Origin of the sequence: Curtobacterium sp. MCPF17_047 (assembly GCF_003234045.1) — a bacterium.
Classification (GTDB): Bacteria; Actinomycetota; Actinomycetes; order Actinomycetales; family Microbacteriaceae; genus Curtobacterium.
Window position 1 is genome coordinate 161,431 of record NZ_QKSF01000005.1, and the last position, 12,926, is coordinate 174,356.

Below are 12,926 nucleotides of genomic sequence, written 5' to 3' on the forward strand. Positions count from 1 at the left end.
AATATATCAGTGACGGCCCTCCCGGAGTAGGAGGGCCGTCACTGTCAGGGGTGGTGGTGTTCGGGTGTCACTCCGCGGTGGGGTTGACCACGAACGGGCCGGACTTCTTGGTGGCGCCGTTCTTGCTCTGCTCGATGAAGAACGTGAAGTTCTTCGCGTTCCAGGACACGACGCGGTCGAAGGTCCAGTTCCCGTCGCTGTCGACGGTGACCGGGTGGCCGAGCAGGTCGGTGCCGGAGGCGTTGACGATCTTCAGCGTGGCGTCCTTGGTGGCGGTGCCGGTGAAGGTGTTGTTCACGCCGAGGTTGACCGTGGCGGGGTCGGTGACCGTCGGGTCGACCAGGGAGGCGGCCGGGTCCTCGGGGTTGATCACGAAGGCGCCGGACTTCTTGGTGGCGCCGTTCTTGCTCTGCTCGATGAAGAACGTGAAGTTCTTCGCCGAACGGGACACGATGCGGTCGAAGGTCCAGTTGCCGTCGCTGTCGACGGTGACCGGGTGGCCGAGCAGGTCGGTGCCGGAGGCGTTGACGATCTTCAGCGTGGCGTCCTTGGTGGCGGTGCCGGTGAAGGTGTTGTTCACGCCGAGTTGCACAGCGGCCGGGCCCGTCACGGTCGGGTCGACCAGCGATGCGGCCGGGTCTTCGGCGTTCAGGGTGAACAGCGCACTGGTCTCGGTGAGCGAGCCCTTGGTCTGCACGATCTTGAACTGGAAGCTCTTCGCCGACGCCGAGATCGCTCGGTCGAAGGACCAGTGGCCGGTGCTGTCGACCGTGACCGGCGTGCCGAGCAGGTCGGTGCCCCAGGCGTTCACGATCTTGAGGGTCGCGTCCTTCGTCGCGGTTCCCTCGATCGTGTTCGTCGTGCCGGCGACGACGGAAGTGGATGTCACGGCAGCCGGGGTGAGCTCCGAGGTCTTGCCCGGGTTGATCGTGATCTCGGCATGGGTGCGGTTGTACCCCTTCGTGATGCCTTCCGCGACGAGCGTGTACTCGCGGTCCTCGAGGCCGGTGATCGGAATCAGGTAGGAGTTGGTGCCGGCCTTGCCGCTGTTGAGGACCTCGCTCTTGCCCTTCTCGTGGACGTTGATCTCGGTACCCGTCGGTGCAGACCCACGGACAGCGAGGGTGTCGCCTTCGCCCAGCTCGAAGCCGTCGCCCGGCGAGTTGATGGTGACACCGGGGCCGTAGTCGACATCGAGTTCGATGCGGCCGTTGTCCTGGCCGCGGATCTCCTGCCCGACGGTGAGGTTGTAGGCGCCGGGCATGTTCGGCGCATTGATCGGTGCCGTCCATTCGCCGGTGTCGCCGGTCGGGACCGTGACCAGGTCCGTCTCGCCGTGCTTGATCGTGACTCTCGTGTTCGGCTGCGCCGTTCCCGAGACCTGGACGACGGTGTCGACGCTCGCGTCGAAGGCGTACGTGGCGGTGACCGGTGCCACTTCGAGCTTGACGTCGACACTTGTGGTGCCGATCTCATCGCCGCCGTCGAACGCCGTGACGGAAACCGGAGTCGTGCCGAGCTTCAGCCCGGTGACGATCGCGGAGTACTTCCCGTCAACGACCGACACGTACCTCTGCTTCTCCGCGCCCTCCTCGTTCGTCCACTCGACCAGCACGTTCGTCGCGTCCTTCGGAGCCGATCCTGACACTGTCGCTGTCCCGGCATTGACATCAACATTCGACGACGAAGCCGTAACGCCCTCGAGGCTCGACGGGATGTTGACGAATTTGGAGGACGACGGCTTGGAGCTAGAGACGGGGAAGTACCAGACTTTCCCGGCATCCGAGCTTTGACGGGGTGCGGCGATATATCGTCCAGCTTTAGACAGCAGAAAGCCGTCATCGAGCGTCCACTTGGAATTATTCTTTCCGCAGGCCGCACCTGTCAAGAACCCAGCCCAAGGAGTGGGATGATTCTCGTGATGCTCGTAGAGGCATCGCTCGCCATCGTCTGCCTGGATATTCAACTCGAACCACTTCTTGCCGGACTCGTCCTGTTCGACGAAGACGGGTTCGATGAGCTTTGCAGCTGCCTCGGCTTCGGCGAGGGTGCTGTACCTGGTCAAATAGGTCTCGTTGGTGGTTTGGAAGTCTTTTTCAGAATTCTTCCAGATGAGTTTGAATCCAAACCCTGCATGAGTGCTGCTTGCGCTGGTTGCACTAGCCGAAGCGGCGCTTCCGAAACTCAGCCCGGTCAATACAGTGGCAGCAGCGAGCCCAGCGGCCCCGGCTGCGCGAAGTGTCTTCTTCATGTGAGAGGAGATGTCTTTCGGATGAGTGCCGTGTGATACGGCTACAACATGGACATATGAAATATTGCATGTGTCCGCTGAAAGCATCCCGAGTGTAAGGCCTACGCTTGACGTTGACTTGAGCCACCCCGGCGCAACTTCGCCTTCCCCCACTTGACCTCCCAGCCTCCGTGAGTAAAGTTGAGCGCAGCAGACGCAAGTCGGCGCAGACTTTGATCCACCACGAAAGGGAGCCCCATGGGACGTGCAGTAGGAATCGACCTCGGAACCACCAACTCGGTCGTCAGCGTGCTCGAGGGCGGCGAGCCCACCGTCATCGCGAACGCCGAGGGCCTCCGCACCACGCCGTCGATCGTCGCCTTCACGAAGGACGGCGAGGTGCTGGTCGGCGAGACCGCCAAGCGCCAGGCCGTCACGAACGTCGACCGCACCATCGCGAGCGTCAAGCGCCACATCGGTACCGACTGGAAGGTCGACATCGACGGCAAGAGCTACACGCCGCAGGAGATCTCGGCCCGTACCCTCGGCAAGCTCAAGCGCGACGCAGAGCAGTACCTCGGTGAGGACGTCACCGACGCGGTCATCACCGTCCCGGCGTACTTCAACGACGCCGAGCGCCAAGCCACGAAGGACGCCGGTGAGATCGCCGGCCTCAACGTCCTCCGCATCATCAACGAGCCGACCGCGGCCGCGCTGGCGTACGGCCTCGACAAGGGCAAGGAAGACGAGCTCATCCTGGTCTTCGACCTCGGTGGCGGCACGTTCGACGTGTCCCTGCTCGAGGTGGGCAAGGACGACGACTTCTCCACGATCCAGGTCCGCTCGACCTCGGGTGACAACCGCCTGGGCGGCGACGACTGGGACCAGCGGATCGTCGACCACCTCGTCAAGAAGTTCAAGGACGAGCACGGCGTCGACCTGTCCACGGACAAGATCGCGAAGCAGCGTCTCAAGGAAGCCGCCGAGCAGGCGAAGAAGGAACTGTCGAGCCAGCTGAGCGCCAACATCCAGCTGCCGTACCTCACCCTCACGGCGAACGGCCCGCTGAACCTCGACGAGACCATCTCGCGCGCCCAGTTCGAGCAGATGACCTCCGACCTGCTCGACCGCACGAAGAAGCCCTTCAACGACGTCATCAAGGAGGCGGGCGTGTCGGTGAACGACATCGCGCACGTCGTCCTCGTCGGCGGCTCGACCCGCATGCCCGCCGTGGCCGAGGTCGTCAAGTCGCTGACCGGTGGCAAGTCGCCGAACCAGGGCGTCAACCCGGACGAGGTCGTCGCCGTCGGCGCCGCGCTGCAGGCCGGTGTCCTCAAGGGTGAGCGCAAGGACGTCCTGCTCATCGACGTCACCCCGCTCTCGCTCGGCATCGAGACCAAGGGCGGCCTGATGACGAAGCTCATCGACCGCAACACCGCGATCCCGACCAAGCGCAGCGAGACCTTCACGACCGCTGACTCGAACCAGCCGTCGGTCGCCATCCAGGTCTTCCAGGGCGAGCGCGACTTCACCCGCGACAACAAGGCGCTCGGCACCTTCGAGCTGACCGGCATCGCCCCGGCACCCGCGGGCATCCCGCAGATCGAGGTCACGTTCGACATCGACGCCAACGGCATCGTGCACGTGTCCGCGAAGGACAAGGGCACCGGCAAGGAGCAGTCGATGGTGATCTCCGGCGGCTCGTCGCTGCCGAAGGAGGACATCGAGCGCATGGTCCGCGAGGCCGAGGAGCACGCCGCCGAGGACAAGGCCCGTCGCGAAGCCAGCGAGCGTCGCAACCAGGCCGAGCAGCTCGCGTACTCGATCGAGAAGCTCCTCAAGGAGAACGACGAGAAGCTCCCCGCGGACGTCAAGTCCGAGGTGCAGGCCGACGTCGACGCGTTGAAGTCCGCCCTCGCGGGAGACGACGACGACGCGGTGAAGACCGCCTTCGACAAGCTCAACGAGTCGCAGGGCAAGATCGGCCAGGCCATCTACGCCCAGGACCAGTCGGCCGCCGCTGCCGGTCCGGAAGCGGGCGCGGAGGGTCAGACCGCCGGTGACGACGAGGACATCGTCGACGCCGAGGTCGTGGACGACGAGGACGACAAGGACAAGAAGTAACCGATGGCTGACTCCAACAACGCTGACGGCAACGTGCACGACGACAACGTCGACGACGCCCAGGAGCCGCAGGTCGAGGGCGACGCCACCAACGCGACGGCACCCGAGGACCTGATCGAGGCTGAAGGCCCCGACGTCGAGGTCCCGACGGACGCACCCGCTGCGGCGGACGGGAGCCCGGCAGACGGAGGCGCGGCAAACGGGGGCGCAGCAGATGCGAGCCCGGCGGCCGACCTCAGCCCGGAGGACGAGGCCCTGCTCGCCGACGCCGCGTCCGGCATCGCCGAGGACCGCCTGTCCCCGTCCGACCGCGACCTGGTCGCCGAGATGCGCGCGGACATGCTCCGTGCGCAGGCCGAGCTGGTGAACTTCCGGAAGCGCGTCGAGCGCGACCGTGAGGCCAATCGCGAGGTGGCGATCGCCGAGGTGGTGCGTGCACTCCTCCCCGCGCTCGACGACCTGACCCGCGCCGAGGCGCACGGGGACCTGCCCGAGGGCCCCATGCAGGTCATCGGCCAGAAGATCCGCGCCGGGTTCGACAGGTTCAAGCTCGTGCAGATCGGTGAGAAGGGCGAGACCTTCGACCCGAACATCCACGAGGCGATCGTCCAGCTCCCGACACCGGGTGCCACCGGTCAGACGGTCGCGGACGTCGTCGAACCGGGCTACAAGCTCGGCGAGCGTGTGCTCCGTGCGGCCAAGGTCGCCGTGGCGGTCCCGGCCTGAGGGCCGGCATCGGAAGAGGGGAGGTGAGCCGTGGCCAGTCAGGACTGGTTCGACAAGGACTTCTACGCGGTCCTCGGGGTGTCCAAGGACGCCTCTGAGGCCGACCTGAAGAAGACCTACCGGAAGCTCGCGCGGCAGTACCACCCGGACTCCAACCCGGGCGACGCTGCTGCCGAGTCGAAGTTCAAGGAGATCAGCGAGGCGTACTCCGTGCTCTCCGACAAGGAGCAGCGCAAGGAGTACGACCAGGTCCGCGCGATGGGTTCCGGGGCCCGCTTCACGGCGGGCGGACCGGGCGGCCAGGGCGGCTTCGAGGACGTCTTCGGCGGCATGTTCGGCGGCGGCGGCGGCCAGGGCGGGGGCGGACAGCGCGTCCGCTTCGGTCAGGGCGGCGGCGGTGCCGGCGGCTTCGAGGACATCCTCGGCGGGATGTTCGGCGGTGGCGGCTTCGGCCAGAACACCGGTGGGTTCCGTGGCTTCGGCGGTCCGACGAAGGGGCGTGACGTCACCGCGACGACGACGCTCGACCTCGCCACCGCCGTCGCCGGTGACACCGTCAAGCTCGCGCAGGGCAACGGCCGGCCGGTGAACGTCCGCATCCCCGCGGGCGTCGCCGACGGCCAGAAGATCCGGCTGCGCGGTCGTGGTGAGCAGAGCCCCGACGGCGGTGAGGCCGGTGACCTCGTGGTCACCGTCACGGTGCGGAAGCACCCGGTGTTCGAGCGAGACGGCCTCAACCTGCGGGTCGACGTGCCGGTCACCTTCGTGGAGGCCGCGCTCGGCGCGACGATCGAGGTCCCGACCCTCGGTGGCGCGCCGGTCAAGCTCCGCGTCGCGCCCGGCACGCCGTCCGGACGGGTCCTCCGCGTCAAGGGCCGCGGCGTCACGACCAAGAACGGCACGGGCGACCTGCTCGCCACCGTCCAGGTCGCGGTGCCGTCCCACCTGTCGGACAAGGCGCGCGAGGCGCTCGACGCCCTCGCCGCAGCCCTGCCCGACGAGGACCCGCGCGAGGACCTGCTCGCCAAGGCGCGCGGCTAGCGTCACGCACCACATCACCACCAGACCCGGCCGGGAGGCTCGGTGCGGCTCCGTCAGGAACCCGCACCGAGCCTCCCGTCAGTCCCGCTAGGAGCGCTCAGATGGCCGACATGGACGAGACCTCGCCCGTCTTCGCGATCGCGGTCGCCGCCGAGTTGGCGGAGATGCACCCGCAGACACTGCGGCAGTACGACCGGCTCGGCCTGGTCGTCCCCGGACGGACCCGCGGCGGGTCCCGTCGGTACTCAATGCGGGACGTCGCGCAGCTGCGGGAGATCGCGCGGCTGGGATCCGAGGGGGTGTCGCTGGAGGGGATCCGGCGTGTCCTGGACCTGGAGAACGAGAACCGCGCGCTCCGGACTCGGGTCCGGGAGCTCGAGCGCGCCCTCGCCGACCAGTTGATCAGCCGTCCGGGCGCTCGGGTGTTCGCCGCGACGACGACCGGGGCGGCGGTGCCGCTCCGTGCCGGGATGCGGCCGCAGCGCAACACGGCGGTCGTGCTCTACCGGCCCCAGCGCTGAGTGATATACCGAATTTGTAGCGCATCCTGATCCTCCCTACGGTGTGCCCTGGCTCGGACCGAGTCATGACACGAGGAGGAGTCCATGCGCATCACGACCATCGCGATGGCCGCCACGGCGGTCGTCGTCTCCGCATTGGTGGCCGGAGGGCCGGCGTCGGCGACGACCACATCGGCGCCGCCGGGATCGACCAGGACGGTCGCGAACACGCCGACAGGCGTCAGCCTGACGCCGATCGACGACCGGACCTACCGGGTCACCGGGAAGCCACGCTGCGGGCTGTTCGAGACGACCTGTCAGATCCACGTCGGGAACGTCGGTGGCGACTACCACTGGGACGGCGGCACGTCGACCGCGACCTTCGCCGGGTGGCGGTACGGCGAGACCCGGACCCCCCGGTTCTGGACCTACGCCTGCCTGATCGGGTGCAAGAACTCGGGAACGGTGAGCAGCTCACCGGTCACGCGGCCGTACCCGCAGCGGGCGATCACCGCGCAGGTCGCGTCGAAGGACGACGTGGGACGGACCGCTCGGATCACCGGAACGGCGATGGGGAAGGCGAGCATCCGGTTGAACGGCCGTCAGGTCGCCACCGCGAGCGACGCCGGGACGGGGACGTGGGAGACGACCGTCACAGGGCTGCAGGTCGGGAAGAACACGCTGGTCTTCCAGCAGTACGTCGACGGGCAGTACCGGGACCAGACGTCGGTGACGGTGACGATCACCGACCCGGCGAAGCCGGGGCGGATCACCGGCAACGTCGGCACGGCGGACCTGCCGCGCGGTGCCACGACGACGGTGTACGCGGGCTACACCGCGCAGTCCGCCTTCACGACGCCCACCGGCACCCTGGTCTTCACGGCGCCCGAGGGCACCACGTTCGCGCCGGGCCAGGACCGGCAGACCGGTCAGTACCGGGACGGGACCACCTGGAAGGACTTCGGCGGCGACTCGCTCGTCAGCGGATCCCGCTCGGCCGACGGCAGGACGTACTCGTTCTCCCTCGGCAGCCGGAACTGGGCGATCGCCGCGGGTCAGCAGTTCCGCTTCGCGATGCGGATCGAGACGCCGATCGGCATCACGACGACGACGAGCTCGCTGCGGGGCACGCTCGCCGGTTCCGTCGCCGCGGGCACCTTCGACACGACCGCGACCGTGACGACCACGGTCACCGGCGCGGGCCTGCAGGCGACCGTGGAGGACGTCGACGTGGTGGACGGCACCGCGACCCTCGTCGGCACCGCACCGGCGGGCACGACGTCGGTGGAGGTCACCTGGAAGCGCGACGGCACCGAGGTCACCCGGTCGGTCACGCCCTCGTCGACCGGCTCCTGGAACTTCGGTCTCACCGGTCTGGCAAACGGGACGAACCCCGTCCACCTGGTCGCTCGGAAGGGCAGCGAAGAGGTCGCGAGCGCCGACGTCGACGTCCGGCTGGTCATCGCCGCCCTGACCGCTTCGGCCCAGTTCCCGGCGGACGTCTCGGAGCGTGCGACGGTGGCGGGACGAGGGCAGCCGGGCGCCCGGGTCGAGGTCCGGGACGGCGCCCGTGTCCTCGTCGGCACCACGGTCGGCGAGGACGGCAACTGGACGGTCTCGGTGTCGGCTCCGGGTCGCGGGGGCGTGTTCGCGCTCCAGGTCGTCCAGCGGGTCCGCAGCCAGGACACCGACACCGTGCCGGTGCGCCTGGACTACGGCGCGGCCGTGCGCATCACGTCTCCCGGCGACGGGTTCCCCGTGTCGCCCGTCTGGCCGGAGGTGCGGATCGCCGGGGTGGCCGCGCCGGGAGCTGCGATCGACCTCGGTGAACAGGGCGGGGTCGTCGACGGTCTCGGGCACACCGTGGCCGACGGCGACGGTCGTTGGGTCATCCGGACGCCGGCGCTCGAGGCCCGCGACCACGTGGTCGTGGCGACGGCGACGTCGAAGGGCGCGAACACGACGACCTCGAGCGTGCGGTTGGTTGCCGAGCGCTGACCGTCCCGGGCGTTCTGCTGCTCAGGCGTCAGGCGCCAGTCGTCAGGCGTCGGGCGGAGGGTCGAGCAGGGCGCGGAGTGCGCTGGGGGACGACGAGCACGGCGGGACGCCGGTCGGCGCCTCGTCCGACGGGGCGCACCGCGTTCGCCGTGCCCCCGGACGACGCGCACGGACGGCATCGATCACCGCTCGCATGCACTCACCGCACACGGTCAGCGGTCCGTCCGGTCTGCTCCGGTGCGCTGCCCGTCGTCGACCTGCGGGCTGCTGCGGTCCGGGTCCGGCAGCATGTGGACAGCCCAGGTGGCGCGCTCGGCGAGTCGACCGTCCCTGCTGTCCACCGCGATCCGGAGCGCGACGACGCCGTTCCGGATGTGTTCCCACGGCAGCGACTCGTGCAGACGGTCGCTGCGCAGCCGGAAGGTCAGGCCGTCGAGTGACGCGCGGAGCGCCGCCGACAGCATCGGGTTCCGGCATTCGCTGATGAACGTCCGGTAGACCGGGGTCGCCGCGTCCGCCGTCGCCCGCCAGCCCGGTGTCTGCATGCAGTCGAGCAGGACCCCGAGTCGTCGGAACAGCGCGGCGCGGTTCTGGTCGCTGAGCGTCGGGACGGAGACGCGCACCAGTCCGCCGAACAGCAGCCCGAGGGCCTGCAGCGCCGGCAGGACGTCCTCGTCCCGCGGGACGGCGACCCGCGTGTACCGGTTCGCGCAGAACTCGACCAGCCCCAGGCGGTCGAGGTCGGCGAGGGCCTCGCGGACCGGCGTCCGGGAGCACCCGAGCCGCTCGGCCAGTTCGTCGTCGTCCAACCGGTCGCCCGGGCGCAGCCGCCCGCTCATGATCTCGCTGCGGAGCCGGTCACGGGCGACGTCGCGGAGCAGCTTCCTCGTCCCGGCCCTGGGTCGCGGTGCGAACATCTACCCCTCCCGCTGCGTCCTGGAGCCGGTGGACCCGACCTCCCCTGAGCGTAGGAGTCCTGCTCACACTTGTCGCGTGTGATATACCGGACGCCGTTGCGACCTGCGCACGCGACGGCCCGGCCGGGGGAGGGCCGGGGTGGCGTCGGTACGCTCGGGGACATGTCCGCTTCCGACTTCGTCGACCACTTCCGGCGCCACCCCCGGGAACAGGGACCGGACCTCATCGCCATCGACGGCACCGATCGGTTCCTGCTCGACGAGGCTCCGCACGTGCACGGCGACGCGCTCCGCCATCCTGGTGCCGTCACGGTCGTCGACGACCGGTACGGAGTCCTCACGCTCGGGGTGCTCGCGCTGCACGGCGCGAGCGACGTCCGGGTGGTGCAGGACTCGCTCGTCGGGGAACGCGCGCTGGAAGCGAGCGCCGGGACCTTCGGACGTCGCGGGTTCCACCACCCGGAGGGGTTCGAGGAGTCGTTCCGGGACGCCCGGCTCGTCCTGCTCCGGCTCACCAAGTCGCACGACCGGCTCGACGAGGTCGCCCGCGCGGTCGCCCGGTACGCGGCACCGGACGTGGTGCTGCTGTGCGGTGGCCGGACCAAGTACATGTCGCTGTCGCAGAACGACGTCCTCCGCCGGTCCTTCGGTGAGGTCGTGGCGAGTCGAGGGCGCGGGAAGTCACGCCTGCTCATCGCCTCCGACCCGTTGCGCGCGGCTGCTGCCCGTGCCGACGTCACCGATCCCTGGCCGCGCCGCGTGCACCAGGACGAGCTCGGGATCACGGTCGCCGCTCACGGTGGCGTGTTCGCCGGTGCGACGCTCGACCTGGGGACCCGGGTGCTCCTCGACGCGCTCGACGACGCCGTCCCGGAGGCCCGCCAGGTCGTCGACCTCGGCTGCGGCAACGGGGTGATCGCCACCGTGGTGGCTCGACGACGCCCGCGGGTGCACGTCGTCGCGACGGACGTGTCGGCCGCGGCCGTCGCCTCCACACGGATGACCGCGGACCTGAACGGCGTCGGGGACCGGGTGCGCACCGTCCGGAGCGACGCCGGCGACGAACTCGACGAGGACAGCGCCGACCTGGTGCTCTGCAACCCGCCCTTCCACGCGGACACGACGGTGTCGACCGACGCGGCGGAGGCGATGTTCCGGAACGCGGCGTCGGTGCTGCGCGCCGGTGGCGAGCTCTGGACGGTGTGGAACTCGCACCTGCGGTACCGACCGGTGCTCGAGCGGGTCGTCGGACCGACCCGGCAGGTCGTGCGCACCGCGAGGTTCACCGTGACTGCGTCGGTCGCGCAGCCCTGATCGGGCGGACCCCGAGGAGCCAGCACGCCAGACGTGGTGAGTCACCGGCACGGGAGGCCCGGATGACGGACGACGGCCCCGTCCTGCGTCGGCAGGACGGGGCCGTTGCAATCGGTCAGCGTCAGATGGTGACGGTGACCTGGGTCGAGAGCCCGCCCGAGACGATCGTGAGGACGTGCTCGCCCGCGGTCAGGCCGGTCACCGTCAGGTGCCCGGAGCCGTCCGCGCCGATGGTGCCGTAGGCGAGGAGGTTGCCGTCGGCGTCCTCCGCCTGCAGCCCGCCGATGCCGGAGGCCGGGCCCCAGGCGTCGATCTCGGCGCTGCCGGTCAGCGCGCTGGAGCTGACGACCGCGGCCGTCACCTGGTCGGACGGGTGCGCTCCGTCACCGATCACGACGTCCTGCTCCGCCGAACGGTCGCCGTTCGTCGAGGTGACGTGCGCCGTCGTGGTCGTCGCCGCCGGTGCCGGCACGACGACGCTCGCCAGGCCCTGGTCCCCGATCGTGGCGCGCTCGGTCACGCCGTTCGCGACGACGGTGACCTCCGTGCCCTCGGCGCCGGAGAGGCCGAGTACCACGTCGGCGTCATCGAGGCGCGTCGTGCTGACCTGGACCTCGGCCGGGGCCGGGGCCTCGTCGCCGTCGCCGGGCTGTTCGCCCTCGCCGGAGCCCGGCTCCTCGCCGGCATCCGTGTCGTAGTGCAGCGTGTACGGGGAGGACGCCCAGTTGCCGCCCTGCTCCTGGTACTGCACCGAGAGCGTGTTCACGCCCGCACGGAGGTCCTCGTCGAAGGTGAGCCGGAAGTCGCCCTCGGCGTCGGAGGACCCGGACGCGTACGTCGTGCCGTTCTCGTCCTGCACCGAGATGCGGCGGTACGAGCCGACCGTGGCACCCTCGATCGTCGGCCGCGGGTCGGTGACCGTCGAACCATCGGCCGGCGTCGTGATCCGGAAGGCATCGGTCCGTGCGACGCGGGTGACCTCCTGGGTGACACGCTTCGTCCAGCTGCCGTCGGGGTTCTCGAACGAGACGGCGATGTCGTTGCCGCCGAGCTGGAGCGTGCCCTCGAGGGTGACCTCCCAGCTGCCGTCGGTGTCGGCGGTCGCGACCCCGAGCGTCTCGCCGCTCGCGGTCTGGACGGCGACGCGACCGTCGGGGCGGCCGTGGCCGGTGAAGGTCGGCTGCGCCGTCCGGACCGTCGCACCGGCGGCGGGGCTCGTGACGTCGTAGACCGGCGCCTGGGCCTCGCCGGAGCCGTCGCCGGGTGCGGGGGTCTCTTCGCCCGAGCCGGCTTCGGAGTCAGTGGACGCCAGGGCCCAGTTGCTCGTTGCGAACTCGTCGTGGTCGTGGGTGTCCGCCGGGATCGCGTCGTTCACCGTGCGGACGAAGGCCTGCTCGGCGGTGGCGCCGCCCGGGATCCGGATCCGGAAGCTGCCGTCGGTGTCCGTGTCCGTCTCGGTGAGCACGGAGGTGCGGTCGATCGAGGACTCGACCCGGGCCTCCCGGTTGGTGTGCCCGGCCACGACAAGGTCGTCGCCGTCCCGGGTCACCGACTCGATGGTCGGTGTCGCGGCGTACGCGTCGAGTTCCGCCTGGGTGGGCGTGCTGTAGGTGCCGTTCGCCTTCACGACGGCTGCCGTGATCGTCTGCGGACCGGAGACGAGCGGTTCGAGCTCGCAGCTGTAGAGGTTCGGTCGGTCCGCCGCCGCCGAGCCGATGCAGAGCACGTTCCCGGACGCATCGACGATCTTCAGCGTGCCGTTCGCGACGGTGCTCGTGACCTGGGCCTCCGGGGTGGCCTGGCTGGTGACGAACAGGCGGTTGCCGTTCCGCTCGTCCTGGGCGGCCACCCCCTGGATCTTCGCGATGCTGGTGCGGCTGTCCGTGATCGGGCGCTCGGCGGTCGCACCCGGGATCGCGGGGGCGTCCGACGATGCGGTCGCGGCGGAGGCGACGGCCGGGACGAAGCCGGCGGCGAGCACGATGCCGAAGGCTGCTCCGGCGGTGGCTCGGTTGATCTTGCGCATGGTTTCCTTCCTGTCCACGCGGAGCGCATGGACAGGCTGTATGTTGCATG

11 protein-coding genes are annotated in these 12,926 nt (G+C 69.7%); 8 read left to right on the forward strand and 3 right to left on the reverse strand.

Annotated features, from left to right (window positions below; translation table 11 throughout):
- Positions 1–67: 67 nt before the first annotated feature.
- Positions 68–1,567, reverse strand: a complete 1,500-nt coding sequence (locus tag DEJ33_RS07185) for a hypothetical protein (protein ID WP_181432821.1) — start codon at positions 1,565–1,567, stop codon at positions 68–70.
- Between DEJ33_RS07185 and DEJ33_RS17440 the strand changes: the two genes are divergently transcribed.
- The 7 genes from DEJ33_RS17440 (at position 1,530) to DEJ33_RS07210 (ending at position 8,619) form a co-directional block, all read left to right on the forward strand.
- Positions 1,530–1,793, forward strand: coding sequence for a hypothetical protein (locus tag DEJ33_RS17440; protein ID WP_146245925.1), 264 nt, complete (start codon positions 1,530–1,532; stop codon positions 1,791–1,793). The genes DEJ33_RS07185 and DEJ33_RS17440 overlap by 38 nt on opposite strands.
- 116 nt (positions 1,794–1,909) lie before the next feature.
- Complete coding sequence (locus DEJ33_RS17445) at positions 1,910–2,287, forward strand: hypothetical protein (protein WP_146245926.1); 378 nt, start codon at positions 1,910–1,912, stop codon at positions 2,285–2,287.
- Between the two features lie 201 nt (positions 2,288–2,488).
- A complete protein-coding gene (gene dnaK / locus DEJ33_RS07190; protein WP_111194570.1) occupies positions 2,489–4,354 on the forward strand; it encodes a molecular chaperone DnaK in 1,866 nt (621 codons plus the stop codon).
- A 3-nt stretch (positions 4,355–4,357) separates the two neighbouring features.
- A complete protein-coding gene (locus DEJ33_RS17450) occupies positions 4,358–5,080 on the forward strand; it encodes a nucleotide exchange factor GrpE (RefSeq protein ID WP_220034458.1) in 723 nt (240 codons plus the stop codon).
- A gap of 30 nt (positions 5,081–5,110) precedes the next feature.
- The gene (locus DEJ33_RS07200; protein WP_111121872.1) at positions 5,111–6,121 is read left to right on the forward strand and encodes a DnaJ C-terminal domain-containing protein; all 1,011 of its coding nucleotides are present in this window, start codon (positions 5,111–5,113) and stop codon (positions 6,119–6,121) included.
- A 110-nt stretch (positions 6,122–6,231) separates the two neighbouring features.
- Positions 6,232–6,642 (forward strand): heat shock protein transcriptional repressor HspR, encoded by a 411-nt coding sequence (locus DEJ33_RS07205; RefSeq protein WP_110903820.1) that lies wholly within the window; start codon positions 6,232–6,234, stop codon positions 6,640–6,642.
- Between the two features lie 84 nt (positions 6,643–6,726).
- Complete coding sequence (locus tag DEJ33_RS07210; RefSeq protein WP_111194571.1) at positions 6,727–8,619, forward strand: hypothetical protein; 1,893 nt, start codon at positions 6,727–6,729, stop codon at positions 8,617–8,619.
- Positions 8,620–8,831: 212 nt separating this feature from the next.
- Here DEJ33_RS07210 and DEJ33_RS07215 read toward each other — a convergent pair whose 3' ends face one another.
- Positions 8,832–9,536, reverse strand: a complete 705-nt coding sequence (locus DEJ33_RS07215) for a GntR family transcriptional regulator (RefSeq protein ID WP_111077470.1) — start codon at positions 9,534–9,536, stop codon at positions 8,832–8,834.
- Between the two features lie 162 nt (positions 9,537–9,698).
- On the opposite strand from DEJ33_RS07215, the gene DEJ33_RS07220 reads away from it, so the two are divergent.
- Positions 9,699–10,850, forward strand: coding sequence for a class I SAM-dependent methyltransferase (locus DEJ33_RS07220; protein ID WP_111077471.1), 1,152 nt, complete (start codon positions 9,699–9,701; stop codon positions 10,848–10,850).
- A gap of 121 nt (positions 10,851–10,971) precedes the next feature.
- On the opposite strand, the gene DEJ33_RS07225 is transcribed toward DEJ33_RS07220, so the two are convergent.
- Positions 10,972–12,876, reverse strand: coding sequence for an Ig-like domain-containing protein (locus DEJ33_RS07225; protein WP_111194572.1), 1,905 nt, complete (start codon positions 12,874–12,876; stop codon positions 10,972–10,974).
- Between the last annotated feature and the right edge of the window lie 50 nt (positions 12,877–12,926).